Source organism: Streptomyces sp. NPDC028711, assembly GCF_055565415.1.
The window spans coordinates 686,450-711,920 of record NZ_JBVHUJ010000004.1; the positions used below are offsets into that span (position 1 = coordinate 686,450).

At 73.0% G+C, this 25,471-nt stretch carries 27 protein-coding genes and 1 tRNA gene; 17 read left to right on the forward strand and 11 right to left on the reverse strand.

All coding sequences use genetic code 11. The features are described from left to right. Positions 1-58 precede the first annotated feature (58 nt). From ACZ4VK_RS17715 to ACZ4VK_RS17730, 4 genes are all read left to right on the forward strand, one after another. Positions 59-253 (forward strand): hypothetical protein, encoded by a 195-nt coding sequence (locus tag ACZ4VK_RS17715; RefSeq protein WP_030207665.1) that lies wholly within the window; start codon positions 59-61, stop codon positions 251-253. Positions 254-304: 51 nt separating this feature from the next. Continuing rightward, positions 305-1,195: an N-acetyl-1-D-myo-inositol-2-amino-2-deoxy-alpha-D-glucopyranoside deacetylase gene (gene mshB, locus ACZ4VK_RS17720; protein WP_468353189.1), complete on the forward strand. Its 891-nt coding sequence runs from the start codon at positions 305-307 to the stop codon at positions 1,193-1,195. After that, positions 1,192-1,572 carry a DUF6113 family protein gene (locus ACZ4VK_RS17725; RefSeq protein WP_468353191.1) on the forward strand — a complete coding sequence of 127 codons (381 nt, stop codon included), beginning with the start codon at positions 1,192-1,194 and terminating at the stop codon, positions 1,570-1,572. Before mshB ends, ACZ4VK_RS17725 begins: the two co-directional genes overlap by 4 nt. Before the next feature lie 175 nt (positions 1,573-1,747). Further along, entirely contained in the window at positions 1,748-3,976 is a 2,229-nt protein-coding gene (locus ACZ4VK_RS17730; protein ID WP_468353193.1) for a peptidoglycan binding domain-containing protein, read from the forward strand. Positions 3,977-4,054: 78 nt separating this feature from the next. Here ACZ4VK_RS17730 and ACZ4VK_RS17735 read toward each other — a convergent pair whose 3' ends face one another. Further along, positions 4,055-4,417: a DUF1304 domain-containing protein gene (locus tag ACZ4VK_RS17735; protein ID WP_468353195.1), complete on the reverse strand. Its 363-nt coding sequence runs from the start codon at positions 4,415-4,417 to the stop codon at positions 4,055-4,057. A gap of 120 nt (positions 4,418-4,537) precedes the next feature. Here ACZ4VK_RS17735 and ACZ4VK_RS17740 point away from each other — a divergent pair. Continuing rightward, positions 4,538-4,612, forward strand: a tRNA-Val gene (locus ACZ4VK_RS17740). Between the two features lie 48 nt (positions 4,613-4,660). Here ACZ4VK_RS17740 and ACZ4VK_RS17745 read toward each other — a convergent pair. The 4 genes from ACZ4VK_RS17745 to ACZ4VK_RS17760 all read right to left on the reverse strand — a co-directional run bounded on the left by ACZ4VK_RS17745 (position 4,661) and on the right by ACZ4VK_RS17760 (position 9,819). Then, entirely contained in the window at positions 4,661-6,229 is a 1,569-nt protein-coding gene (locus ACZ4VK_RS17745) for a serine/threonine-protein kinase (protein WP_468353197.1), read from the reverse strand. Then, positions 6,226-7,794: a serine/threonine-protein kinase gene (locus ACZ4VK_RS17750; protein ID WP_468353199.1), complete on the reverse strand. Its 1,569-nt coding sequence runs from the start codon at positions 7,792-7,794 to the stop codon at positions 6,226-6,228. Before ACZ4VK_RS17750 ends, ACZ4VK_RS17745 begins: the two co-directional genes overlap by 4 nt. Positions 7,795-7,894: 100 nt before the next feature. Next, positions 7,895-8,821, reverse strand: a complete 927-nt coding sequence (locus ACZ4VK_RS17755) for a transglutaminase family protein (protein ID WP_468353201.1) — start codon at positions 8,819-8,821, stop codon at positions 7,895-7,897. Beyond that, positions 8,818-9,819, reverse strand: coding sequence for a GNAT family N-acetyltransferase (locus ACZ4VK_RS17760; protein ID WP_468353203.1), 1,002 nt, complete (start codon positions 9,817-9,819; stop codon positions 8,818-8,820). Before ACZ4VK_RS17760 ends, ACZ4VK_RS17755 begins: the two co-directional genes overlap by 4 nt. 112 nt (positions 9,820-9,931) lie before the next feature. On the opposite strand from ACZ4VK_RS17760, the gene fdxA reads away from it, so the two are divergent. Together fdxA and ACZ4VK_RS17770 are read left to right on the forward strand one after the other, a co-directional pair. Beyond that, on the forward strand, positions 9,932-10,252 hold the full coding sequence (gene fdxA / locus ACZ4VK_RS17765) for a ferredoxin (protein ID WP_015035968.1): 321 nt from the start codon (positions 9,932-9,934) through the stop codon (positions 10,250-10,252). A 107-nt stretch (positions 10,253-10,359) separates the two neighbouring features. After that, positions 10,360-11,454: a bifunctional succinyldiaminopimelate transaminase/glutamate-prephenate aminotransferase gene (locus ACZ4VK_RS17770; RefSeq protein WP_468353205.1), complete on the forward strand. Its 1,095-nt coding sequence runs from the start codon at positions 10,360-10,362 to the stop codon at positions 11,452-11,454. Positions 11,455-11,527: 73 nt separating this feature from the next. Here the strand turns inward: ACZ4VK_RS17770 and ACZ4VK_RS17775 are convergent, their stop codons facing one another. Further along, complete coding sequence (locus tag ACZ4VK_RS17775; RefSeq protein ID WP_468353207.1) at positions 11,528-11,989, reverse strand: ATP-binding protein; 462 nt, start codon at positions 11,987-11,989, stop codon at positions 11,528-11,530. A 354-nt stretch (positions 11,990-12,343) separates the two neighbouring features. Next, a complete protein-coding gene (locus ACZ4VK_RS17780) occupies positions 12,344-13,285 on the reverse strand; it encodes a VldE C-terminal domain-containing protein (protein ID WP_468353209.1) in 942 nt (313 codons plus the stop codon). A 29-nt stretch (positions 13,286-13,314) separates the two neighbouring features. Between ACZ4VK_RS17780 and dapE the strand changes: the two genes are divergently transcribed. Both dapE and ACZ4VK_RS17790 read left to right on the forward strand, forming a co-directional pair. After that, positions 13,315-14,409, forward strand: a complete 1,095-nt coding sequence (gene dapE, locus ACZ4VK_RS17785) for a succinyl-diaminopimelate desuccinylase (protein WP_468353211.1) — start codon at positions 13,315-13,317, stop codon at positions 14,407-14,409. 104 nt (positions 14,410-14,513) lie between these two features. Next, entirely contained in the window at positions 14,514-15,263 is a 750-nt protein-coding gene (locus ACZ4VK_RS17790; protein WP_389683624.1) for an LOG family protein, read from the forward strand. A gap of 42 nt (positions 15,264-15,305) precedes the next feature. On the opposite strand, the gene folP is transcribed toward ACZ4VK_RS17790, so the two are convergent. Next, complete coding sequence (gene folP / locus ACZ4VK_RS17795; protein WP_468353213.1) at positions 15,306-16,166, reverse strand: dihydropteroate synthase; 861 nt, start codon at positions 16,164-16,166, stop codon at positions 15,306-15,308. Between the two features lie 103 nt (positions 16,167-16,269). Here folP and ACZ4VK_RS17800 point away from each other — a divergent pair, with 103 nt between their 5' ends. Both ACZ4VK_RS17800 and ACZ4VK_RS17805 read left to right on the forward strand, forming a co-directional pair. Beyond that, positions 16,270-16,596: a hypothetical protein gene (locus tag ACZ4VK_RS17800; RefSeq protein ID WP_468353215.1), complete on the forward strand. Its 327-nt coding sequence runs from the start codon at positions 16,270-16,272 to the stop codon at positions 16,594-16,596. Further along, positions 16,593-17,180 carry a DNA-3-methyladenine glycosylase I gene (locus ACZ4VK_RS17805; protein ID WP_468353217.1) on the forward strand — a complete coding sequence of 196 codons (588 nt, stop codon included), beginning with the start codon at positions 16,593-16,595 and terminating at the stop codon, positions 17,178-17,180. The genes ACZ4VK_RS17800 and ACZ4VK_RS17805 overlap by 4 nt, the downstream gene beginning before the upstream one ends. Before the next feature lie 28 nt (positions 17,181-17,208). On the opposite strand, the gene chcB is transcribed toward ACZ4VK_RS17805, so the two are convergent. Continuing rightward, positions 17,209-18,012, reverse strand: a complete 804-nt coding sequence (gene chcB, locus ACZ4VK_RS17810; RefSeq protein WP_468353219.1) for a 2-cyclohexenylcarbonyl CoA isomerase — start codon at positions 18,010-18,012, stop codon at positions 17,209-17,211. A 312-nt stretch (positions 18,013-18,324) separates the two neighbouring features. On the opposite strand from chcB, the gene ACZ4VK_RS17815 reads away from it, so the two are divergent. Beyond that, positions 18,325-18,492: a DUF3117 domain-containing protein gene (locus ACZ4VK_RS17815; protein WP_073809075.1), complete on the forward strand. Its 168-nt coding sequence runs from the start codon at positions 18,325-18,327 to the stop codon at positions 18,490-18,492. Between the two features lie 148 nt (positions 18,493-18,640). Here ACZ4VK_RS17815 and ACZ4VK_RS17820 read toward each other — a convergent pair whose 3' ends face one another. Next, positions 18,641-19,306, reverse strand: a complete 666-nt coding sequence (locus ACZ4VK_RS17820) for an O-methyltransferase (RefSeq protein ID WP_468353221.1) — start codon at positions 19,304-19,306, stop codon at positions 18,641-18,643. A 142-nt stretch (positions 19,307-19,448) separates the two neighbouring features. On the opposite strand from ACZ4VK_RS17820, the gene sigE reads away from it, so the two are divergent. The 5 genes from sigE (at position 19,449) to ACZ4VK_RS17845 (ending at position 24,271) form a co-directional block, all read left to right on the forward strand. Further along, positions 19,449-20,207, forward strand: coding sequence for an RNA polymerase sigma factor SigE (sigE, locus tag ACZ4VK_RS17825; RefSeq protein WP_468353223.1), 759 nt, complete (start codon positions 19,449-19,451; stop codon positions 20,205-20,207). Further along, positions 20,204-21,172, forward strand: coding sequence for an anti-sigma factor family protein (locus tag ACZ4VK_RS17830; protein WP_468353225.1), 969 nt, complete (start codon positions 20,204-20,206; stop codon positions 21,170-21,172). Before sigE ends, ACZ4VK_RS17830 begins: the two co-directional genes overlap by 4 nt. Positions 21,173-21,249: 77 nt before the next feature. Further along, positions 21,250-23,025 carry a S1C family serine protease gene (locus tag ACZ4VK_RS17835; RefSeq protein WP_468353227.1) on the forward strand — a complete coding sequence of 592 codons (1,776 nt, stop codon included), beginning with the start codon at positions 21,250-21,252 and terminating at the stop codon, positions 23,023-23,025. Positions 23,026-23,116: 91 nt separating this feature from the next. Further along, positions 23,117-23,569: a sec-independent translocase gene (locus ACZ4VK_RS17840; protein ID WP_468353229.1), complete on the forward strand. Its 453-nt coding sequence runs from the start codon at positions 23,117-23,119 to the stop codon at positions 23,567-23,569. A gap of 75 nt (positions 23,570-23,644) precedes the next feature. Next, positions 23,645-24,271, forward strand: a complete 627-nt coding sequence (locus tag ACZ4VK_RS17845) for a hypothetical protein (RefSeq protein ID WP_468353231.1) — start codon at positions 23,645-23,647, stop codon at positions 24,269-24,271. 60 nt (positions 24,272-24,331) lie between these two features. Here the strand turns inward: ACZ4VK_RS17845 and ACZ4VK_RS17850 are convergent, their stop codons facing one another. After that, entirely contained in the window at positions 24,332-25,465 is a 1,134-nt protein-coding gene (locus ACZ4VK_RS17850) for an Mrp/NBP35 family ATP-binding protein (protein ID WP_468353233.1), read from the reverse strand. Positions 25,466-25,471 lie beyond the last annotated feature (6 nt).

Genomic DNA, 25,471 nt, shown 5'->3' on the forward strand with positions numbered 1-25,471 from the left:
ATGCTGATCGACCGAACCGCTCGAATATCCGACCGAAGAAGTGTGGAGGTGAACCGCCGTGGCACTCTCGATCTCCGTGGTGGTGCTGCTGGCGATCGTCGTCTTCCTTCTGATCCGGAAATCCGGGTTGAAGGCGGGACATGCGGCGGTCTGCGCGCTCCTGGGCTTCTACCTGGCGAGCTCGTCCATCGCCCCGTCCATCAGCACCCTCACCACGAACGTGGCGAACATGGTCGGCGGGCTCAAGTTCTGAGACCCCGCACGTACTGACCTGCCACCCGGTCCGACCTCGTAGGGTGGGGACATGTCCGATCTCCCCGCCCGCCGTCTGCTGCTCGTGCACGCGCACCCGGACGACGAGTCGATCAACAACGGCGCCACCATGGCCAGGTACGCGGCCGAGGGCGCCCTCGTCACCCTCGTCACCTGCACGCTCGGCGAGGAGGGCGAGGTCATCCCGCCCGGCCTCGCCCACCTGGCCCCCGACCGGGAGGACCGGCTCGGCCCCCACCGTGTCGGCGAACTCGCCGCCGCGATGCGCGAGCTGGGCGTCACCGACCACCGCTTCCTCGGCGGCCCCGGGCGCTTCCGCGACTCCGGGATGATGGGCGCCGAACAGAACAAGCGCGACAACGCCTTCTGGAACACCGACGTCGACACCGCCGCCCCCCACCTCGTCGAGGTGATCAGGGAGATCCGCCCGCAGGTCCTCGTCACCTACGACCCCGACGGCGGATACGGCCACCCCGACCACATCCAGGCCCACCGCGTCGCCATGCGCGCCGCCGAACTCGCCGCCGACCCGGCCTACCGGCCCGGACTCGGACCCGCCCACACGATCGCCAAGATCTACTGGAACAGGGTCCCCCGCCCCGTCGCCGAGGCCGCCTTCGCACGGCTGCGCGCCGAGGGCTCCGTCTTCCCGGCCGTCGCCGCGATCGACGACGTCCCCGGCGTCGTCGAAGAGGACCGCATCACCGCCGAGATCGACGCGAGTCCTGAGCACACCGCCCGCAAGAGCGCGGCGATGGCCGCCCACGCCACCCAAGTCGCCGTCGACGGCCCCTTCTTCGCCCTCTCCAACGACCTCGGCCAGCCGATCTTCACCACCGAGTACTACGAGTTGGTCCAGGGCGTCTCCGGCGCCCCCGCGGGCGAGCGCGAGACGGACCTCTTCGCGGGGGTGACCGCGTGAGCACCTCCACGCCCGGCGCGCTGCCCACATCCCGTAACACCCGGTTCGCCTGGTACGCGGCCCTTGTCGTCCTCGGCGCCCTCGTCGGCACCGCCGGCGCCCTCGTCCAGGCCGCCTGGCTCCCCGGCGGCCTGTTCCTCGCGCTCCTCGCGACCGCCGCCCTCTTCTACGGCGGACTGCGCGCCACCGGCACCCAGACCGGCGTCGTCACCGGCGGCGCCGGCTGGCTCCTCGCCGTCATCCTGCTCAGCCTCGGACGCCCCGAGGGCGACGGGGTGTTCGCCGGAGGCGTGGGCGAGCTGCTCTTCCTCTTCGGAGGCATGGCCCTCGCTGTGATGTGCGCCACGTTGTCCCGGCTGCCGCGACCGACCCCTTGAACAGGACGACTTGAGTCCGGGGACGCCCTGACTTCGGCCGGATTGCCCGTCGTCCGTCACCAGGGGGTCGGGTATATGACGGCGGCGGCCAGTATGGTGGTGCGCGCCGCCGAACCGCCCGGGTTATACGAGCATCAGCAAGAGCGGGCGGTGGAGCCAACCGGGAGATCCTGCTTTGAGTCGTGAAACTGGTCGAGAGACTGACAGTTCGTCCTCCGGCGCCCAGGGGCGCGGTGGAGCCGCGTACCCCTCGGGTACACCGCCGTACGGATCCCGCCAGTATCCGTCGCTCCACCCCTCGCAGGACGCGCCGGAGGAGACCGCCGCGCCCGCTCCGCCGGAGGAGCCCAAGACCGAGACGACCCTGACGACCCGTATCCGGATCAACATCCCGGGTTCGCGTCCGATCCCGCCGGTCGTCGTCCGCAAGACGGTCAACGAGACGCCCGCGCCGGAACCCGCGCCCGAGCCCGCTCCCGCCGTGGAGCCGGAGCCCGCGCCGGTGGCGGCCCCCGAGCCGCCGCAGGCCGAGGAGGCGCCCAAGGCGAAGGCGACGAGCGACTGGTTCGCCCCCCGCAAGGCGGCGCCCCAGAGCCCGGCCCCCGCGTCCGCACCGCCGTCGGCACCCGCCCCGGCCCCCAAGCCGTCCCCCGCCGGGCGGGACGCCCAGGGCACGGGCTTCGCGGGCTCCGCGACCTCCGGCGTCCCGACGGTCGGCAGCACCCCGTCGAGCCGCCCGGTCGCGGCCCAGCCGTCCCCCGGCAACCCGCTGTACGACAGCGGCCCGCCGACGGGCGGCACGCCGATGTACACGGGCACGCCGGCCGGCGGCACGCCGAGGTACGACGGAACCCCCGCCGGGGGCACGCCGATGTACAGCGGGACCCCTGCCGGGGGCACGCCGATGTACGACGGAACGCCGGGCTACGAGGGCGCGCCCGGCGCGGGAGCCCAGGGCTACGAGGGCACGCCCGCCGCCGGAACCCCCAGGTACGACGGGACCCCCGGCTACGAGGGCACGCCCGCCGCCGGAACCCCCCTGTACACCGGGACGCCGGCCGGCGGCACGCCCGCGTACCGGGGCCCGGGCGCGGCCGCGCCGACCGGCCCCACCACGGGCCCGGTCACCGGCACCGCCTCCCTGGGCGGCCCGGGACAGGCCAAGAGGCCCGGCCAGGGCCAGGGCGCGGGCTCCCCGTTCCCCGGCGGCGCCCCCCGCATGTCCGACGACACCGCGATCCTCACCCCGCAGGCACCCGCCCCTGCCCCGGGACCCGGGGCGCACGACGGCAGCGGCCACATTTCCGGGGACACGCTCACCAGCGGCATCCCCGTCGTCCCGCCGAAGGCGGCCCGCCCGAACCTCACCCCCCGCGTCGAGGAGCAGGCGAGCCCCGCGCCCGCTCCGGCTCCCGTGCCGCGCCAGACGCCCGCGCCCGGCCGCGCGCCCGCGAAGAAGGGCCGCTCCAAGCTGGTCCTCCTCGCCGTCGGACTCTTCGGCCTCGCCGGGGTCGCCTACGGCGCCGGACTGCTCCTCAACCACTCCGACGTCCCCAAGGGCACCACGGTGCTCGGCGTGGACATCGGCGGCGGTACGAAGGAGGAGGCCGTCAACAAGCTGGAGGCGGCCCTCGGCAAGCGCGCCGCCACCCCGCTCCAGCTCGGGCTCGGCGGCCAGAAGGTCCAGTTGCCCCCCGACAAGGCGGGTCTGTCGCTCGACAGCCAGGAGACCGTGCGCGCCGCCGCGGGCGCCGACTACAACCCCGTCTCCGTCATCGGCTCCCTCTTCGGCGGCGAGCGGGTCGCCAAGCCCGTGTTCCCGGTCGACAAGGAGAAGCTCGCCGTCGCCCTGCGCGACCTCGCCGGCACCTCCGCCTCCGCGACCGAGGGCACCATCCTGTTCGCCCCGAACAAGGTGACCGCCGTCGAGGGCAAGCCCGGCAAGGCCGTCGATCTCCAGCGCTCGATGATCTCCGTCCAGGACGCCTTCCGCGCCCAGGTGGAGACGGGCCAGAACAGGCTCGTCGAACTGCCGGTGACGACCCGCAGGCCGAGCATCACCAAGGCCGAGCTGGACCGGGCGATGAAGGAGTTCGCCACTCCGGCCATGTCCGGTCTGATCCGGATCTACGCGGGCGGCAAGTACATCGACTTCGGCCCCGCGCGGTCCCTGCCGCAGATCCTCTCCATGAAGGCCGTCGACGGCCGGCTGGTCGAGGTCTACGACAAGAAGGCGATCGACCGGCTCCTCGACGGCACCTTCGACGGAATCATGATCACCAAGGGCGACGGCACCAAGCACGAGGTCTCCGCCGACGACGTCGCCTTCGTGATGGGCGACGCGCTCCGCGGCAAGACGCAGGCGGAGCGGACGAAGACGATCGACCTCAGCGGCGAGGGCTGACCGCACCCGCCCCCGGTCCAAGAGCCCCCGCCCTCCCGGGACGGGGGCTCTTCCGCGTCCGCTGTCCCCAGGGGCCCTTCAGCGGGACACGAGCACCGCGGAGAGGGCGAGCGCGCCGGGCAGGGCCTGGGCGAAGAGGATGCGGCGGTTGGCGGTGGCGGCGCCGTAGATCCCGGCGACGACGACGCAGGACAGGAAGAAGACGCGGACGCGGAAGCCGGTGGGGTCGTCGGCGATGAGGCCCCAGACCAGACCGGCGGCGAGGAAGCCGTTGTAGAGACCCTGGTTGGCGGCCATGGCGGCGGTGTCACGGGCCATGGCCGCGTCGAAGCCGGAGAAGCGACGGCCGATCGCCTTCTGCCACAGGAACATCTCCATCACCAGGATGTAGGCGTGCAGCAGCGCGACGAGGGCGACGAGGATGTCTGCGGTCAGAGGCATGCCCGCATTCTGCCGCCGACCCCGGGCGGGACGGCGCGCGACGCGGGCGCCGCGTGGAAAGACGGCGGCCGAAAAAAGGTTCGTCCGCACGTCACCCGCCGCCTACGCTGTCGTCCAAGGGCGGGGTCGTAGCACAGAGGTAATGCGCCGCGATGACATCTCGGAGGACGCCGGTTCGAATCCGGTCGCCCCGCCCCCCTCTTTCCTCTTCTCCGGCCTTCCTCCGCCTCGACGATCTGCCGCTCAGGCGCGCGGCATCGCACGCACCGCCGCCTCCGCGATGCTCTTCGCTTCCCGTTCGCACGTCTCGGCCGGATGCCTCTTGCCTCCCAGGCTCACGGTCACGACCAGGTTCCCCTTGCGGGCGTACAGCGTGCACGTCGTCTGCGCGTTGCCCGGGGCGCTCCAGAAGGCCTCGTCCGCGAACGCCAGGCCGTTCTCCGGGCGTTCGCCCTCCGCGTCGTCCGCGAACTCGCTCTCCTGGCGCTCCGTCGCGTTCTCGTCCGTGCCCGCGCTGCGGCGGAGGTCCCAGCGGACGGTGGCGTGGGCGTAGTAGTTCCAGCCGTCCGACTGCGGTTCGTCCTTGTCGTTCCACGAGCAGCTGGTCTCGGCGTGGTCCGAGTAATCGGTGTACGCGTCCTGGTCCGGCCGCCGCTCGGGGAGCGGGAGTTCGGGAGCCACCTCCGCGCAGATCGGCATCGCGAGGTAGAGGTCCGGGGGCCCGGCGACGCCCTCGCCGCGCGCGTACCACCAGGCCCCCGCGCCGAGGACGCACAGGGCGACGGCGCCCGCGACGAGGGGCCACCGCCGTCGCCGTCGGGCGGGCGCGGCGGCGAGCCGGGTGGCCACGGCGGTCGGCTCGGCGGAGCCTCCGCCGGGCGGCACGACCACCGTGCGCTCGGGATCGTCGTCGGCGCCCCGCGCGAGGAGGTGGTCGACGGCCCGCTGCTGGTCGGCGGCCATCGCGTGGACGGCGGGCGGCCACGGGCGGGCCGCCGGCGCCGCCGGGCCGAGGGCGGCGAGGAGCTGCGCGGGGGCCGGCCGGGCCGCCGGGTCCTTGGCCAGGCACCACGTCAGGAGGCCCCGCAGCTCCTGGGGCACGGCGGAGAGGTCGGGTTCGGTGTGGACGACGTCGTAGAGCGACTGGAGGGTCGAGGCGGCGGCGAACGGGCTCGTGCCGGTCGCCGCGAGGACCAGGACCGAGCCCAGGGAGAACACGTCGCTCGCGGGGGTGAGTTCCCTCCCCTCCGCCTGCTCGGGCGACATGAACGCCGGCGAACCGATGACCAGGCCCGTCGCGGTGAGTTCGGTGACGTCGCCGCCCTCGGCCGCCCGCGCGATGCCGAAGTCGATGACCCGGGCACCGTCGTCCGACAGCAGCACGTTCTCCGGCTTCAGGTCGCGGTGGATGAGCCCTGCCCGGTGGATCTCGTCGAGGGCCGTCGCCAGCTGTACGGCGAGCCGCCGCACCGTCTCGGCGGGCAGGCTGCCGGACCGTTCCACCGCCGCCCCGAGGGAGGGCCCGGCGACGAACACGGAGGCCAGCCACGGCGTGGGCGCGTCCGCGTCGGCGGCCATCACGGCCGCCGTGCGGGCGCCGGACACCTTCCGGGAGGCCTCGACCTCCCGCCGGAACCGCGCGCGGAAGCCGTCGTCGGCGGCGAGTCTGGCGTGCACCCGCTTCACGGCGGCGAGCCGGCCGTCGGGCGCGGCGCCGAGGAAGACGCGGCCCATGCCGCCGCGCCCCAGTTCGGCGAGGAGCCGGTAGGGGCCGGCCGTGCGCGGGTCGGTGGGGCCCAGGGGGCGTGTCACGGTGCCTTCGCCTCCGTCTTCACCAGCGCGACGGCCTGTCTCGCGCTGTCCTCGGTCACGGCCTCACAGGTGCCCAGGGGGTGGTTCGGCCCCTTCACCTGGACGAAGAGGTCCAGGTTGACGTCCCGGGCGTACAGCACGCAGTACTGCCCGTCGGGCTTGTACCAGAGGGCCTCCTCCACGAACCCGAGGGTGAAGGTCCGGTGGGTGGTGCCACGCATGTACATGCCTTCGTGGTCGGTCTTGGCGAGTTCGGCGCCGGTGGGGCCGCCGGCCTTGCCCCGGAAGACATCCCAGACGAGGACGATCTGGTCGCCGGAGCGGGTGTTCCACGTGCACTGGTTCGACGTCTTGCCGTCCTTCGGGCGGGGGCGCGTCCCGTTGCCCGCGAACCGTGTCAGGGTGAATCCGCTCGGCGTCTTCAGCGCCGTGCCCGCTTCCACGCAGGACGGGAGGGTGCCCGTGTACTTGTCGGCGACCTGGCTCAGCGGCACGTTCCCCGGCGTCGGTACGGGCTCGTCGACGACCATGTAGTACACGTCGCCCGCCCAGCCCGTCGCCGCGCCCACCGCCCCGGCGACCGCGAGGACCCCGGCGGTGACGGCGGCGGCCGTCCAGCGCCGGCGGCCCCGGCTCCGTACCGGGGCAGGGTGCGGGAGGGGAGCGGGCGCGGCCGTCGGCACCGCGCTCACAAGGCGGTCGATCTCCGCCCGCTGCTCCGCGATCCGCCGGTGCACGGCCTCCGGCCAGGGTCGTGCCGACGGCGGGACCGGCCCGGTGAGGGCGACCAGCTCTTGGGGGGAGGGGCGCTGCGCCGGATCCTTGGCGAGACAGGCCGCGACGAGACCGCGCAGGCCGGTCGGTACGGCGCCGAGGTCGGGTTCCTCGTGGGCGATGCTGTACATCAGGGCGGGCGCGGAGGCGCCGTTGAACGGTGTCCTTCCCGTGCAGGCGACCGCGAGGGTGGCGCCGAGCGCGAAGACGTCGGCGGCGGGGCCCGGGGTCTCGCCCCGGATCTGCTCGGGTGCCATGAAGGCGGGGGAGCCGATGAGGGCGCCCGTGTGCGTCAGCTTCGTGAGGTGGTCCGCGGCGCGGGCGATGCCGAAGTCGATCACCCGGACGCCGTCGTCGGTGAGCATCACGTTCGACGGCTTCAGGTCCCGGTGCACGAGACCCACCCGGTGGATGTCGGCCAGCGCCTGAGCGAGGCCGGCGGCCACCTGCCGTACCGACTCCTCGGGCAGGACGCCCGCCGCGAGCACCTCGCTGAGCGCGAGCCCGGGGAGGAAGAGCGAGGCCAGCCAGGGCGTCGCCGCGTCCGGGTCGGCGTCCACCACGGGCGCGGTGTAGGCGCCCGAGACCCGGCGCGAGGCGTCGACCTCGCGCCGGAAGCGGGACCGGAAGCCCTCGTCGTCGGCGAGGTCGTCGTGCACCTGTTTGACGGCCACAAGCCGTCCGTCGGCGGCCACGCCGAGCAGGACCCGGCCCATTCCGCCCTGCCCCAGCACCGCGACCGTACGGAACGGTCCTACCTGTGACGGGTCGTTCGGCGTCCAAGGACGCATGTGATCACCCTCCCCCGTGAACGCGGAAGGGATCCTAGTGGCCGCGGACGCCGATCAGGCCGAATCCGCCGCGTGATCCGCGAGACACGGAGCGGAGCGGTCAGTTCAGCCGGGCCCGGGCCGCCTGGGCGCGGCGCCGGATCGTCGTCGCCGACTCCGGGTCCACCGCGTCCATCACCTGCGCGTACGCCTCCATCTCGGCCGCTCCGGTCAGGAACTGGCCGCGCTGGACGAGCAGCTCGGCGCGCTCGTAGCGGAGCCTGGCCGGGTGGGAGGGGAGCAGCAGGGAGAGTTCCACCGCCCACAGGGCCACGTCGGAGCGTTCCGGCCGGGGCGCCGCCCAGGCGCGGATGTTGTTGAGGACGCGCAGCACGATCGCGCCGGGCTCGGCGGGCCGGAGCATCGAGCGGTCGAGCGCCTCGCCCGTCGCGCCGGCCACCAGGAGTTCGGCGTCCGTGCCGGTCATGGGGCGCCCGCCGGCGAAGGGGTCGGCGAGGTTCAGGTCGGCCGGGTCGCCGAAGCCGACGACGAAGTGGCCGGGCAGCCCGAGCCCGTACACGGGGGCACCGGCCCGGCGGGCGACCTCCATCCAGACGACGGAGAGCAGGATGGGCAGACCACGGCGGCGCCGGAGCACCTCGTGCAGCAGCGAGGACTCCAGGCGCTGGTAGTCGGCGGGGACGCCCACGAAACCCTCGTGACGGCCGAGGAGCGCGGCGAGCTCACCGGTCCAGTCACCGGTGATCCGCGTCGCGTACGGGACGAGCCCGGCGAGGCGGTCGAGCTCGATCTCGGCCGCGTCGAGGTCGTGCCGGGTGACCGTGGGATCGGCGACGGCCCCGATGAGCAGACAGAGCCGCGCGAGATCGGGCCGCTCCCCCCGAGCCTCCTCGGCGAACTCCCGCCGCCAGTCGACCGCGTCGCCGGCGTCATCGCCGCGGGGGCCGCCCGCCTCGCCGTCCCGGGGGCCGCCCGCGTCGCCGTCCGCCCCGTCGTCACCCGGCTCCGGTGGTCCCTCGTCCGTCACGCCTCCGCCCATCGGTAGTGGTGGTAGTGGTGGTGGGCCGTGAAGCCCAGGCCGTCGTACAGCGCCCGCGCGCCGCCGTTGTCGGCCTCCATCTGGAGCCAGGCCGCCGAGGCGCCCTCGTCGAGGGCCTGCCGGGCGAGCGCCGTCATGACGGTCGTCGCCAGGCCACGGCGCCGGTGGGCCGGGTCGACCTCGACGGCCATGAAGCCGGCCCAGCGTCCGTCGACGACGCACCGCCCGATCGCCGCGGGTACCTCTCCCGTGCCCGCCACGGACGCGAACCACACACTCGGACCCGAGGTGAGGACCTTCAGGACGCCGGGGCCCGGTTCGCCGAAGCGCTGGTAGCGGCGCAGCCACGGTTCGTCGACGGTGCGGGAGAGGCGTACGGCGGAGACGTCGGCGTCCAGGTCGCCGATCGGGGCGAGGGCCGCGATCCGGACCTCGGCGGAGACCTCACGCCGCCAGCCGTACCGGTCGAGCGCGGCGCAGAGCAGCTCCTGCGTGCCCTCGGCGCCGGTGGCCGTCTGTATGTACGCCGGGAGGTTCCGCGCCGCGTACCACGCGCGTACGTGCAGCAGGGCGTCGGCGACCGGCAGCCCCGGATCACCCAGGGGCAGGACGGAGTTGGCGCGCCGCGTGAAGCCCTCGGAGGCCCGCAGGGTCCACTCGCCGAGGGCCTCGCTCTCGACCGGCTGCCACGCGCGCGCGGTGGCCCGTGCGAGCTCGGGGAAGGTCGCCGAGGGGCCGCGCCGGCGTGCGGGGGCGGCCGGGACGACCTTGCCCGCGACGAGCGCGGAGTCCGGGATCCGGACGCTCTCGCCGCTCTTTCGTGTGATCAGCAGCACAGCGTCATCCCATGATGTGAGAACTCCGACCGCGTCGGTGAACCTGCCCCCCGCCGACGGCGCCTCCGTCACGTACCGAACGGAGACTCGTTTTCCCACGTCAGCCCTGGTGATACGGACCTCAAGACGTCCTCCGCCGATGAATTCCACAGCTTCTCCGCCCCTCCTGTTCGGATCGCCCCCAAGAACGGAGATACTAGGTGCGGGCATCGACGACGCCGCGCTCCCGCGCAGACCAGCCCTATCGAGGAGGAACGACAGCGTGACCTACGTCATCGCGCAGCCTTGTGTCGACGTGAAGGACAAGGCGTGCATCGAGGAGTGCCCCGTCGACTGCATCTACGAGGGCAAGCGGTCCTTGTACATCCACCCGGACGAATGCGTCGACTGCGGGGCCTGTGAGCCGGTCTGCCCGGTCGAGGCGATCTTCTACGAGGACGACACCCCGGAGGAGTGGAAGGACTACTACAAGGCGAACGTCGAGTTCTTCGACGAGCTCGGTTCGCCCGGTGGTGCCTCCAAGCTCGGCGAGATCGAGCGTGACCACCCCTTCATCGCCGCCCTGCCGCCTCAGAACGGCTGATCGACCGCACCAGGTCGTATCCGGTCCCGCACGGCGTCGGCCGCCGTGCGGGACCGAGGCGTTTCCCGACGCCTCTCCCGTGTACGTACAGGAAGTGAGAGCCACCCGTGAGCGCAGTCTCCTCGCGCCTGCCCGTCTTCCCCTGGGACAAGCTGGAGCCGTACAAGAAGACGGCCCTGGCGCACCCGGACGGAATCGTGGACCTCTCGGTCGGCACGCCGGTCGACCCGGTCCCCACGCTGATCCAGGAGGCCCTGGTCGCGGCGGCGGACTCGCCGGGCTATCCCACGGTGTGGGGGACGAAGGAACTGCGGGACGCGCTGACCGGCTGGTGCGAGCGGCGCCTCGGCGCGGTGGACTTCGCCCACGAGAACGTGCTGCCCGTGGTGGGCTCCAAGGAGCTCGTGGCCTGGCTGCCGACCCAGCTGGGTCTCGGCGCCGGTGACGTCGTCGCCTACCCGCGGCTCGCCTACCCGACGTACGAGGTCGGGGCGCGGCTCTGCGGCGCGACCCCCGTCGTCTACGACGACCCGACGGAGCTCGACCCGTCCGGCCTGAAGCTGCTCTGGCTCAACTCCCCGTCCAACCCGACGGGCAAGGTCCTCTCCAAGGATGAGCTGACCCGGATCGTGGCCTGGGCGCGCGAGCACGGCGTCCTCGTCTTCTCCGACGAGTGCTACCTGGAGCTCGGCTGGGAGGCCGACCCGGTCTCCGTCCTGCACCCGGACGTCTGCGGCGGTTCGTACGAGGGGATCGTCGCCGTCCACTCGCTGTCCAAGCGCTCCAACCTGGCCGGCTACCGGGCCGCGTTCGTCGCGGGCGACGCGGCGGTGCTCGGTGAGCTGCTCCAGATCCGCAAGCACGGCGGCATGATGACCGCGGCCCCGGTCCAGGCGGCGACGGTCGCGGCGCTCGGCGACGACGCGCACGTGACCGAGCAGCGGGAGCGGTACGCGGCCCGGCGGGCGGCACTGCGGGCGGCCCTGGAGGCGCACGGCTTCCGGATCGAGCACAGCGAGGCGAGCCTGTACCTGTGGGCGACCCGGGACGAGCCGTGCTGGGAGACGGTGGCGTACCTCGCGGAGAAGGGCGTCCTGGTGGCGCCCGGCGACTTCTACGGCGAGGCGGGCGAGCGGTTCGTGCGGGTCGCGTTCACGGCGACGGACGAGCGTGTCGCGGCGGCGGTCAAGCGTCTCGCCTGACCGCGCGTCTCCGACACGGGGGAGGGCCCGGGGAGCAGGTGCTCCCCGGGCCCTCCGTCGTTCCCGTGCGGGGTCAGCCGCCGATCGGCAGGCCGCCGAGGGTCTGGCCGGTGGGCAGGTTGCCGAGGCCGCCGCCCAGGGCGCCGCCGGTCGGGCCCTCGGCGCTCTCGGCCGCGGCGCCGACGGTCTTGCCGACGACCTCGCCCGCGCTGCCGGTGGTGTCACCGGCGACCTGCTGGGCGACCGGGGTGGCGGTCTTGCCCGCGGCGCCGACGGTCTTGCCGGCGGAGGGGACGGCCGTGCCGACGGCCTGGCCGCCGGTGGCGCCGACGACGCCGGTGGCGGTCTGCGAGGCGCTGTCGACGGCGCTGCCCGCGGCGGCGGCGTCCAGGGCGGTGACGCTGCCGAGGGCGCCGGTCGACGCGAGGTTGTGGTCCAGGGCGCTCGCGGAGCCGGCCGCACCGACCACGGGGGCTGCTCCGGCCGCGATGAGGAGGGCGGCGCGGGCGATCCGGCGGGTCAGGGGGAGGGACATGGTGCTCCTTCGACGAGGTGCGAGGTGTGGTTCGGACGCAGTGACAACCGGCCCTGGGGCGGGAGAGGTTGCGGAGGTCGAAGGTAAAGAGTTGGTAATGCGTCGTATTGTCGGGTGGGGAGGAAAACGGACGAACGCGTCATTGCGCAGGCCCCTGCCGAACCGTCACTTCTCTTGTCCCGCAAGGCCGTGGGGAGGGTGGGGCGCAGGGTGCGGAAAGCGGCTCGGAAGGGTGGTGAATTCTTCGGACCCCGGACCGGCACAGGGCCACGACCGAGTGAAGGACCGCACGGGTGCGCGACTCCTTGAGGGGCCCGATCGCGACGGTCAAGGCACGTGTCCCGACCGTCTCCGCTACTGAGCGAGCCGCATCCGGACCGTCTCGTCGCTCCCGCCGGACGTGCCCGGGGACGTCGACCAGCCTCCGGCGGCCTCGCCGGCCCGCCACACCCGGTCTCCGTACGTGACCTCCGTGATGCGCAGCGCGTCCGCCCGCGCCACCGCCCACTGCGCCAGCTCCCAGCCGCGCCGCTCGTCCTCGCCGGCCACCCGCGCCGCGCCGGCCGACGCCCGTACCGGCACCACGAGCACCGGCGGCTCGCTCACCGACCGGCCCGCGCTCGGACCGCCCGTCACCGCCCGCGGCGCCGCCTTCTCGCCGAAGGCCCGCACCAGCTCGTCCCGGACCAGCTCCGGGTCGCCCGGCCGGCCCTCCGTCTCGTTCGCCGTACAGGAGAGCGCCGCCGGCGCCCGTCCGGTCAGCGCCGCCGAAAGGAGCGTGGCGTCCGGCTCGTGCTTCGCGTACGCCTGCGGGAAACCGCTCTTCTGCACCTTCTGCGCCGCCACCGTCAGCGGCAGCCGCGAATACCCCCGGACCTTCTCCAGGCCCTCGTAGAACTTCCCCGCCGAGTACACCGGGTCCATGATCTGCTCCGGCGTCCCCCAGCCCATCGACGGCCGCTGCTGGAACAGACCGAGCGAGTCCCGGTCACCGTGCTCGATGTTCCGCAGCGCCGACTCCTGGAGCGCGGTCGCGAGCGCGATCGTCACCGCGCGCTCCGGCAGCCCACGGGTGGTGCCCACGGCCGAGATCGTGGCCGCGTTCGACGCCTGCTCCGGAGTGAACTCGTACCGGTTCTCGCCACTGCCCACACTGCACCGTGGGGTGCCCTTGCTCCCCGTGGTCTGGTGCACGGCCACGTACGCGGCGAGGCCGAGGAGCACGGCGAAGGCGGCCGCGGAACGGGCGAGGCGGCCGCGACGGGCGGGGTGGGTGGGCTCGGACACGGGGCCCACCGTACTGGAGGCCGCGTTAGGGTCGGCACATGGCTGACATCACCCCGCTCGACACGCCCCTCGACCTGTCCCAGGACGGGGCCGCGCTCACCGCCGCCCTCGTCGATTTCCCGTCCGTCAGCGGGACCGAGCAGCCGCTCGCGGACGCCATCGAGCAGGCGCTTCGCGGCCTGCCGCACCTCACCGTCGACCGGTACGGCAACAACGTCGTCGCCCGCACCCGCCTCGGCCGCGGCGAGCGGGTCGTCCTCGCCGGCCACATCGACACCGTGCCGATCGCCGACAACGTGCCCTCCCGGCTCGACGAGGACGGCATCCTCTGGGGCTGCGGCACCTCCGACATGAAGTCCGGGGTCGCCGTCCAGCTGCGGATCGCCGCCACCGTCCCCGAGCCCAACCGCGACCTCACCTTCGTCTTCTACGACAACGAGGAGGTCGCCGCGCACCTCAACGGCCTCGGGAAGATCGCCGCCGCGCACCCCGACTGGCTGGAAGGTGACTTCGCCGTCCTCCTCGAACCGTCCGACGCCCAGGTCGAGGGCGGTTGCCAGGGCACGCTGCGCGTCATCCTGCACACCGCCGGTGAGCGCGCCCACTCCGCGCGCTCCTGGATGGGCTCCAACGCCATCCACACCGCCGCCCCGATCCTCGCCCGCCTCGCCGCCTACGAGCCGCGCAAGCCGGTCATCGACGGCCTGGAGTACCACGAGGGCCTCAACGCCGTGGCGATCCAGGCCGGCGTCGCCACCAACGTCATCCCCGACGCCTGCACGGTCACCGTCAACTACCGGTACGCCCCCGACCGCTCGCCGGCCGAGGCCCTGGCCCACGTCCGCGAGGTCTTCGCCGACTGCGACATCGCCGAGTTCGTCGTCGACGACGAGAGCCCCGGCGCGCTGCCCGGCCTCTCCCACCCGGCCGCCGAAGCCTTCATGAAGGCCGTCGGCGGCAGCGCCCAGCCCAAGTTCGGCTGGACGGACGTCTCCCGCTTCAGCGCCCTCGGCGTGCCCGCCGTCAACTACGGGCCCGGCGACCCGATCTACGCGCACAAGCGGGACGAGCACGTTCCCGTCGACCGGATCCACCACTGCGAGGCACGGCTCCGCGACTGGCTGACCGCCTGACTTCCGTAATTTCGCGTTTCGTCACCTCTGTGGTCCTACGCTGACCGGACCAGAAGATCAGTTGGCGGTCGGAACGGACCGCCGATCGGCGGAGGGAGCAGGCCATGGGCATTCCCGAGGGAATGGCGAAGCCCGAGGAACAGCGACTCGGTCCGGTGCTCAGGCGGCGGGACCAGATCCAGCCGGGCACCACGGACCAGCGGCTGCTCGACACCGAGGGCGACTCCGAGTGGGTGCACACCGACCCGTGGCGGGTCATGCGCATCCAGTCCGAGTTCGTCGAGGGCTTCGGCGCCCTCGCCGAACTGCCGAGCGCGATCAGCGTCTTCGGTTCGGCCCGCACGAAGCCGGACTCGCCCGAGTACGAGGCGGGCGTACGGATCGGCCGGGCGCTCGTCGAGGCCGGCTTCGCGGTCATCACGGGCGGCGGCCCCGGCGCCATGGAGGCGGCCAACAAGGGGGCCAGGGAGGCCAAGGGCATCTCGGTGGGGCTCGGCATCGAGCTCCCCTTCGAGCAGGGGCTCAACCCGCACGTCGACATCGGCGTGAACTTCCGCTACTTCTTCGTCAGGAAGACGATGTTCGTGAAGTACGCGCAGGGGTTCGTCGTCCTGCCCGGCGGACTCGGCACCCTCGACGAGCTCTTCGAGGCGCTGACCCTGGTCCAGACCCGCAAGGTCACGCGCTTCCCGATCGTCCTGTTCGGCACGGAGTACTGGAAGGGCCTCGTCGACTGGCTCCGTGACTCGGTCGTCGCGGGCGGCAAGGCCTCGGAGCGCGACCTGCTGCTCTTCCACGTCACGGACGACGTGGAGGAGGCGGTCACGCTGGTGACGAAGGAGACGGGCAAGTAGGTCCGCCGGGGGCGCCGCCGCGCGGCGCCCCCTTCCGTCGCCCTACGCCAGCCCGCGCCGCGCGACGGCCGGCGGCCGGTGTCCGGCGATGGACGCCACCATGTCGAGGACCTGCCGCGTCTCCGCCACCTCGTGCACGCGATACACCCGCGCGCCCAGCCAGGCCGAGACCGCCGTGGTCGCCAGCGTCCCGAGCACCCGCTCCTTCACCGGCCGGTCCAGCGTCTCCCCGACGAAGTCCTTGTTCGACAGGGACACGAGCACCGGCCACCCCGTCTCCGTCATCTCCCCGAGCCGCCGGGTGGCCTCCAGACTGTGCCGGGTGTTCTTCCCGAAGTCATGGCCCGGGTCGATCATGACCGCGTCCCGGCGCACGCCCAGGGCCACCGCACGCTCCGCGAGCCCCACCGTCACGCGCAGGATGTCGGCCATCACGTCCTCGTACGCGATCCGGTGCGGCCGGGTCCGCGGTTCGGCGCCACCCGCGTGCGTGCACACGAGCCCGGCCCCGTACTTCGCGGCCACCACGGCGAGACCCGGGTCGACCCCGCCCCACGCGTCGTTGAGGACGTCCGCCCCGGCCTCGCAGACCGCCGCGCCGACGTCCGCCCGCCAGGTGTCCACGCTGATGACCACGTCGGGGTGACGCCTGCGGACCTCAGCGACGAAACCGACCGTGCGCCGCGCCTCCTCCTCGGCCGTCACCTCCTCGCCGGGGCCCGCCTTGACCCCGCCGATGTCGATGATCGCCGCGCCCTCGGCCACGGCCTGCTCGACCCGGGCGAGCGCCGGTTCGTCCCGGAAGGTGGCGCCCTGGTCGTAGAAGGAGTCAGGGGTCCGGTTCACGATCGCCATGATCACCGGCTCGTGCGGCCCGAATTCACGCCGTCCCAAGCGCAGCATCCCTTTTGTCCTCCCTCGCGTACGTTCGCCTGCGACCCTAACTGTCGGTGGCGCATGGCACGATCGGCACGGGACGATTTCCACTCCGGGGAGAGGCGCGCAGGTGTTCTGGTTTCTGCTCATCACGATGGTCGTGGTCGTGGCCGCGGTGACCCTGGCCGTGGTCGGCGGCGGCGACAGCGAGGTGCTGCCCGAGGTGGCGCCCGAGCAGCTCGTCGACCCGCTGCCGACGGCCCGCCCGGTCGACCGCGCCGACGTCGAGGCGCTCCGCCTCCCCGTCGCGGTCCGCGGCTACCGGATGGCGGACGTCGACGACGTCCTCGTCCGCCTCGGCGCCGAACTCGCCGAGCGGGACGCCCGGATCGCCGACCTCGAGGACGCGCTCGCGGGAGCGGCCACCGAGGGCCACGGAGAGGACGACCGGTCATGACGCCCGGTGAGGCGGTCCCGGGACCCGACGGCCGGCTGCGCTGCCCCTGGGGCCTGTCGACCGAGGACTACGTGGCGTACCACGACGAGGAGTGGGGCCGCCCGGTCCACGGCGACGACGCCCTCTTCGAGCGGCTCTGCCTCGAGGCCTTCCAGTCGGGCCTCTCCTGGATCACGATCCTGCGCCGCCGCGAGGGCTTCCGGCAGGCCTTCGACGGCTTCAAGATCGCCTCCGTCGCGGAGTTCGGGGACGAGGACCGCGAGCGGCTCCTCGCCGACGAGGGAATCATCCGCAACCGCGCCAAGATCGACGCGACCCTCGCCAACGCGAAGCTGCTCGCCACCTGGTCCCCCGGCGAACTCGACACCCTGATCTGGTCGTACGCCCCCGATCCGGCGGGCCGCCCGGTCCCGCGCACGGTCGCGGACGTCCCGGCCGTCACGGACGAGTCCACGGCCCTCTCGAAGGCCCTCAAGAAGCGAGGCCTCCGCTTCATCGGCCCCACCACGGCGTACGCCCTGATGCAGGCCTGCGGCCTCGTCGACGACCACCTGAAGGAGTGCGTGGCCCGGGGCGGCAGGTAGCCGATCCGGCCTGCCCGGAAGACGGCCCCTAGCGGCCCAGGTACTTCGGCTTCTCCTTGGCGATGAAGGCGCGGACCGCGATCGTGTGGTCCTCCGAGGAGCCCGCCAGGGTCTGGAGCTCCTCCTCCTTCTCCAGGGCCTCGGCGAGCGAGTGGTCGGCGCCGTAGGCGAGGGACTCCTTCAGGGCCGCGTACGCCACGGTGGGGCCCTCCGCGAGGGTGCGGGCGACCTTCTCGGCCTCGGCGGCCAGGTCGGCGGCCGGGACCAGACGGTTCACGATGCCGAGCTCGTACGCCTCCTGGGCGCTGATCGACCGCGGGAAGAGCAGCAGGTCCGACGCCCGGCTCGCGCCGATCAGCCGGGGCAGCGTCCAGGACACGCCCGAGTCGGCGGTCAGTGCGACGCCCGCGAACGAGGTGTTGAACGAGGCCGTGTCGGCGACCACCCGGTAGTCCGCCGCGAGCGCGAAGCCGAAGCCGGCCCCGGCCGCGACGCCGTTCACACCCGCCACCACCGGCTTGCGCATCCCCGCGAGCGCCTTGGTGATCGGGTTGTAGTGATCGCGGACCGTGTTCATGGTCGCGCGCGTGCCGTTCTCCTGGTCCGCCATGAGGAGACCCACGTGCTCCTTCAGGTCCTGCCCGACGCAGAACGCCCGCTCGCCGGCCGCCGTGAGCAGGACCGCACGTACGGCGGGGTCCGCCGCAGCCGTCTCCGCCGCGTCCCGGAGCGCGACCTTCGCCGCCACGTTCATGGCGTTCATGGCCTCGGGCCGGTTGAGCGTGATGGTCGCGAGTCCGTCGCTCACTTCGTAAAGGACCGTGTCGGCCATGGGGTTCCCTTCGCCTCTTTGCGTGGTTGACCAGCCCAGCATGGCGGAGATCACCCCCACCGCACATGTGAGCTGCGTCAAAGGCCGAGAGGCTTCAACCGGACGCCGAGCGGCGAAGTATCGCAGGCCGATCGCCGAAATGTGGGGTTTTGCGAGAGCGCGTTGCGCAAGCGATGCCATTCGATGTTGGTCATCGGGTCCTGCCATGCGGGATAATGACCTGGAAGCAATGTGTTCGAAGCCGGTGAAGCGTGCTCCACATCATGGAGCTGCCCGGCTGACAAAGAGCTGGTTTCAGGAAGGGGAACAAGCATGGCGGCCATGAAGCCGCGGACGGGTGACGGCCCGCTCGAGGTGACCAAGGAGGGGCGGGGCATCGTCATGCGCGTTCCGCTCGAAGGCGGCGGTCGGCTTGTCGTCGAGCTGACCCCGGACGAGGCCCAGGCACTGGGCGACGCTCTGAAGCAGGTCGTCGGCTGACCCTCTTCTCCACGATTCCCCACCGCTGCCCCGGTACGGCCCGCCCGTACCGGGGCAGCGGTGCGTCGGGGCGCGGGAGAGGGTCGATCTCGTCGTGCGGGTGTCTCGTACGGATGACGCGTGCGCGTGCCAGGGGGCGCCGGGCGCCTCAGCCCCGGCGTACCGCGCAGAGCAGGCCGTCGCCCACCGGCAGCAGGGAGGGGACGAGCTCCTGGCTCTCGCGCACCGCGCGCAGCAGTTCACGGACCCGCTGGACCTCCGCCGGCTGCGCGCCCGAGTCGACCGTGCGGCCGTCCGCGAAGACACCCTCGAAGCAGACGAGACCCCCAGGCCGGAGCAGGCGCAACGATTCAGCGAGGTAGTCCAGGTACTCGAGCCGGTCGCCGTCGCAGAACACGAGGTCGTACCCGCCGTCCGCGAGGCGCGGCAGGACGTCGAGGGCGCGGCCCGGGATGAAACGGGCCCGGTTCCCGGCGAAGCCGGCCGCGCGGAACGCCGTCTTCGCGAGCTGCTGGCGCTCCGGCTGGAGGTCCACCGTCGTCAGGACGCCGTCCGGCCGCATCCCGAGCAGCAGATAGATGCCCGACACGCCCGTGCCGGTCCCGATCTCGGCCACCGCCTTGGCGTCCGCCGTCGCGGCGAGCAGGCGCAGCGCACCACCGGTGCCCGGCGACACCGAGGGCAGCCGTGCCTCCTGGGCCCGCTCCCGGGCCCAGCGCAGAGCATCGTCCTCGGCGACAAAGGCGTCGGCGAACGACCAGCTCGTCTGCCGGTTGGCGGTAATGGCCCTCTCCTGTCCCCGTAGTTGACGCAACGGTGACTGTATCCGCTGTCAGCGGGAACCCGCTGATGGGACCGTGCGTTCACCAGGGGTGGGACGCGACAGGGGACAGCCGGGCGACCGGGTTCCAAATTCGCGTAAAGATTCTTATCCGGAGCTAACGGGCGGGGTGGCTATGGTAGGGGCTCCACTGGACACCACCAGAGCCGACAGGGGAGGTGCGGCTGCGCCTGTGGATCGGGGAGGAGTGCTTCGGCGTCTTCTCAGGTCGGCGGGTGAGCCGAAATCCGTGACCGAGACCGCTGACCGATTCCGCTCCACCGACTCCGCTCCCACCACCGCGACCTTCGCATCGGATGCGGAATCGCAGGCGTGGACTCCGCCCACCTGGGAGGAGATCGTCAGCACGCACAGTGGCCGGGTCTATCGCCTCGCCTACCGCCTCACGGGCAATCAGCACGACGCCGAGGACCTGACGCAGGAGGTCTTCGTCCGCGTCTTCCGCTCGCTGTCGACGTACACGCCGGGCACCTTCGAGGGCTGGCTCCACCGCATCACCACCAACCTCTTCCTCGACATGGTCCGCCGCAAGCAGCGCATCCGCTTCGACGCGCTCGCCGACGACGCCGCCGAGCGACTGCCCAGCCGCGAGCCCTCGCCGCAGCAGGTCTTCAACGACACGCACTTCGACGCCGACGTGCAGCAGGCCCTCGACACCCTCGCGCCCGAGTTCCGTGCCGCGGTCGTCCTCTGCGACATCGAAGGCCTGTCGTACGAGGAGATCGCCGCGACCCTCGGCGTGAAGCTCGGCACCGTCCGCAGCCGGATCCACCGCGGGCGCTCCCACCTCCGCAAGGCGCTCAAGCACCGCTCGCCCGAGGCACGGGCGGAGCGTGCCCTGGCCTCCGTCGGATGGGAGGCAGGGACAGCGTGAGCGGCACACGTCCCTCGTCACCGACCCCCGCGGAACACCACCTCGGGGACCGGCTGGCCGCGCTCGTCGACGGCGAACTCGGCCATGACGCCCGCGAGCGGGTCCTCGCCCACCTCGCGACCTGCGCCCGCTGCAAGGCCGAGGCCGACGCGCAGCGCACCCTGAAGAGCGTCTTCGCGTCCGCCGCGCCCCCGCCGCCCTCCGAGGGCTTCCTCGCCCGGCTCCAGGGCCTCCCCGGAGGCCCCGGCGAACCGGGAGCGCCCGGAGGCCCGAGAGGGCCCCTGGAGCAGTTCCTCGGCTCCGGCGGGGTGAAGTCCGACGGCTTCGCCACGGCGGCGGTCGTCACCCCGCACCCCCCGCACACCGGTTTCCGCATCCACGACGTCGGCGACCGCGCCTCCGGATCCTCCTGGCGCGGGCGGCGCTTCGCCTTCGCGGCGGCCAGCGCCGTCTCGTTCGCGGCGATCGCCCTCGGCGGCACCCTGCCCCTCGAAGCCTCGGTGAACGCGAGCGGGCGGGGCGGCCAGGGCACGGGCAGCGCCGTCACCCCGCTGCGCGCCGCCGCCACGGGCACCGGCGGCGGCACCGCCGTGACCCGGGGCACGCGCTCCGGCGAGCGCGGCGCCCAGTCGGTCGACGCGGGGCCGACGGATCCGGCCGCCCCGCTGTCGTCGGTGGCCCCGGCGGTGCCGCACGGGCCGGTGGCGCCGCACGCGCCCCTGGCCGCGGGGAACACGGGCACGCTCCCGGCGGGCACGGTTCCCGCCGGCGCGGTCCCGCCGGACGCGGTGCGCTCCGCCGCCGCGCCGCTGTCGGCGGTGCGGCTCCAGAACCCCGCCCCGCAGTCGCTCCTCGCCCTGTCGCCGTTCATACGACCGACGGGTCCGGCCCTCCAGCTGGCCTTCGCCCCCGGGCCGAGCCCGGCGCCCAGTCCGACGACCAGACCGCTCGGCTCCCACCGCTGACCCGCGACCTGGTTGAATCCAGGGACACGGGCGCCCGACCCAGGGGCGCGGACGGGTCTGCGGGGTGCGGGGAGAGCATGAACAACGGGAAGCCGAACTGGTGGAGCCGGCCTTCGAGCACACCGGAGGCGGCGCGGATACCCTCGCCGCCTCCGACCGGGGACACGGCCGACGACGGTGACTTTCCCCTGCCCGCGCCGCAGCCACCGGCCGGGGGTGCCGCCGGAACGCCGGACGCCCCCGCCGTGGCGGAGGTGACGGACCGTTCCGAGGTGACGGATACGGCGGACACGGCGGTGGCATCCGAGGTCGCCGCCGCTGACGCGCCCGGGGCCGCGCCCGTCGTTCTCCTGACCAAGAGCGAGCCCCCCGCCCCGGCCGTCGACGCCCCGGCGGACCTCTCTCCGACGGACCACTCTCCCCAGGACCTTCCGGTGGCCGACGCTCCTCTGCCCGACGCCCCCGTGGCACCCGCGCCCGCGCCCCTGCACGCGCCCGACGAGTACCGGACGCCGCCCTACGGGGAGCCGGGCCCCTGGGCGCCCGCACCGCCCGTACAGCGCCCGTCGGCGCCCGTACCGCCGCCGGGGGCCCACATGCCCCCCGTACCGCCTCAGGCCCACCCCCAGCCCCAGCCGCACCCCCAGCCGCACCCGCAGGCCGGTGCGCCCTGGGTGCAGTACGACCCCTGGGGGGCCGGCGGGCCCGTACTGCCGCCCGCGCCGGTCAAGAAGTCCCGCAAGGGGCTCGCCGTCGTGGGGGCGCTCGTCTTCGCGCTCGTCACCGGCGTCATCGGCGGCGGGATCGGCGCGTACGTCGAGCGGAACGGCGGGCTCACCACCGTCGAACTGCCGCAGGCGGACGCCGGGGACACCGGCCGTGCCCCCGACAGCGTCGCCGGGATCGCGGCCAGCGCCCTGCCCGGCGTCGTCACCCTGCATGTCAGGGGCGGCGGTTCGTCCGGCACCGGCACCGGCTTCGTCCTCGACACCAAGGGCCACATCCTCACCAACAACCACGTCGTCGACGCGGCCGAGTCCTCCGAGGACATCTCGGTGACCTTCTCCAGCGGCGAGACCGCCCGCGCCAAGGTCGTCGGCAAGGACACCGGCTACGACCTGGCCGTCGTCCAGGTCACCGGCGTCTCGGGCCTCAAGCCGCTGCCGCTCGGCAACTCCGACAACGTCCGCGTCGGCGACCCCGTCGTCGCCATCGGCGCCCCCTTCGACCTCTCCAACACGGTCACCTCCGGGATCATCAGCGCCAAGGAGCGCCCGATCACCGCCGGCGGCGAGAAGGGCGACGGCAGCGACATCAGCTACGTCGACGCGCTCCAGACCGACGCGCCCATCAACCCCGGCAACTCCGGCGGCCCGCTCCTCGACTCCAAGGCCCGGGTCATCGGCATCAACAGCGCGATCCGCGCCGCCGGCGGCGGCTCCGGCGAGGGCGACGGCGGCAGCGCCTCCCAGCCCGGCTCGATCGGCCTCGGCTTCGCCATACCGATCAACCAGGGCAAGCGCGTCGCCGAGGAGCTCATCAACACCGGCAAGGCCACCCACCCGGTCATCGGTGTGAGCCTCGACATGCAGTTCAACGGCGACGGCGCCCGCGTCGGCGAGAAGGGCAAGGACGGCTCCGCCTCCGTCACGCCCGGCGGCCCCGCGGCCAAGGCGGGGCTCCGGCCCGGCGACGTCATCACCAAGGTCGACGGCCAGCGGGTGCACAACGGCGAGGAGCTGATCGTGAAGATCCGCGCCCACCGTCCCGGCGACCGGCTCGAGCTCACCCTGACCCGTGGTGGCAAAGAGCTGACGAAGACGCTGACGCTCGGCTCCTCGCAGGGCACCTGAGCGTCATGTGGCCGACATCGAGAGGTACCCGTCCGGCGGTTCGGGCGGGTACCGTGGACCGGGCCCTTGACCGGCATGAAGGAGCTACTACGTGTTCAGCGACATAGGCGCACTCGAGCTGGTGGCGCTCGTGGTCCTCGCCGTGCTCGTCTTCGGGCCGGACAAGCTCCCGAAGGTCATCCAGGACGTCTCGCGCTTCATCCGGAAGGTCCGTGAGTTCTCGGACAGCGCGAAGGAGGACATCCGCAGCGAGCTGGGGCCGGACTTCAAGGACTTCGAGTTCGAGGACCTCAACCCCAAGACGTTCCTGCGGAAGCAGCTGGACCAGAACGAGGACCTCAAGGAGTTGAAGGAGCTGCGCGGCACCTTCGACCTCAAGAAGGAGATGAACGAGGTCGCCGACGCGGTCCACGGCCGGGACAGCGCCCCCGCCGCCGCACCCGCCGGGGTCAACGGCTCCACTCCCGACCTGCTCAAGAAGCAGGACAAGCGAGACGATCAGGGCGCTGTCGAGCGTCCGCCGTACGACTCCGACGCGACCTGACGACGGGCTGTCACCGTCCCGGTGCGTCCCGGTGGCTATCCTCACCTCTGTTGACGGAACGAGGAGGCGGCCGAGATGGAGACCACGAGTCGGGTGGAGGGCGTACCCGCGGCCCGGCGGACCGCCGAGGGCTATCTGCGCGCGCCCTTCGCCTGGTACGGCCTGGACGAGGCGTTCACCGGGCCCCGCTGGCTGATGCAGGTCGGCACGGCGGCGGACGGCAGCGTGCAGCACGGGTCGACCGGGCACGGTGACACGCCGACCATAAAGACGGACGCGAGCGCCGCGGAGAAGGAGCGGTTCGCGGTCGTCGTGACGGTCGCGGCGAGCCCCGTACGGCGCACCGGCGACGGGACCGGCGTCCTCGACGCCACCACCGTCTCCTCGGCCGCCTGGCTGGCCGGTTCGGGGCTGCTCGTCCACACCTGGCCCGCCTCGCTCGACCACGCGACGCGGGACAACTGGCTGGACCAGCAGACCGAGACGGCCTTCGAGCTCGCCGACGACCTCGACGGTCCGCCGTGGTCGACGCTGTCGCTTCCGGTGGACGGGGTTCCGATGCCGTTCCACTACCGGGAGTCGGAGTTCGGGTGGGTCCTCGCGGGCTCCGCGGAGGGCGTCCACATCGGGGCGTACGGGCGGGGGATGAGCGCGTACGGGCTCGGGTTCTCGCAGATCAAGGACCTCGACGCGTACGCGTAGACAGGACGTACGCGTAGACATGGCGAAGGGCGCCCCCTCGGGGGCGCCCTTTTCCCTGCCTCAGAACTTGTTGCGCGGGGTGATGCCCAGGCTCATGCCCGAGAGGCCGCGCTGGCGGCCGCCCAGCTTGCCGGCGATGGCGCGGAGCGCCGCGCCCGCCGGGGAGTCCGGGTCGGAGAGGACGACCGGCTTGCCCTCGTCGCCGCCCTCGCGGAGCCGTACGTCGATCGGGATCGAGCCGAGGACCGGGACCGTCGCGCCCGTCGTCCGCGTCAGCCCGTCCGCGACCCGCTGGCCGCCGCCCGTGCCGAACACGTCGACCATCTCGTCGCAGTGCGGGCACGGCAGGCCCGCCATGTTCTCCACGACGCCGACGATCTTCTGGTGCGTCTGGACGGCGATCGAGCCGGCCCGCTCGGCGACCTCGGCGGCCGCCTGCTGCGGGGTGGTGACGACCAGGATCTCCGCGTTGGGGACGAGCTGGGCGACGGAGATCGCGATGTCGCCGGTGCCCGGGGGCAGGTCGAGCAGGAGGACGTCCAGGTCGCCCCAGTACACGTCCGCGAGGAACTGCTGGAGCGCCCGGTGCAGCATCGGGCCGCGCCACACGACCGGCGCGTTGCCCGGGGTGAACATGCCGATGGAGATCACCTTCACGCCGTGCGCCGACGGCGGCATGATCATGTTCTCGACCTGGGTCGGACGCCCGTCCGCGCCCAGCATCCGCGGCACGCTGTGCCCGTAGATGTCGGCGTCGACGACACCGACCTTCAGGCCGTCGGCGGCCATCGCCGCGGCCAGGTTCACGGTCACGGAGGACTTGCCGACACCGCCCTTGCCGGACGCCACCGCGTACACCCTGGTCAGCGAGCCGGGTTTCGCGAACGGCACCTCGCGCTCGGCGCTCGTGCCGCGCAGCGCCGCCGCCAGCTCCTTGCGCTGCTCGTCGCTCATCACGTCCAGCGTGACGTCGACGCCGGTGACGCCCTCGACACCGGCGACGGCGTCGGTCACGCGCTGCGTGATGGTGTCCCGCATCGGGCACCCGGAGACGGTCAGGTAGACCGTGACGGCGACCTTGCCGTCCGGTTCGATCTCCACCGACTTGACCATGCCGAGCTCAGTGATCGGTTTGTTGATCTCGGGGTCGTTCACCGTCGCCAGTGCTGCGAGCACCGCGTCTTCCATAGCCATACCGAC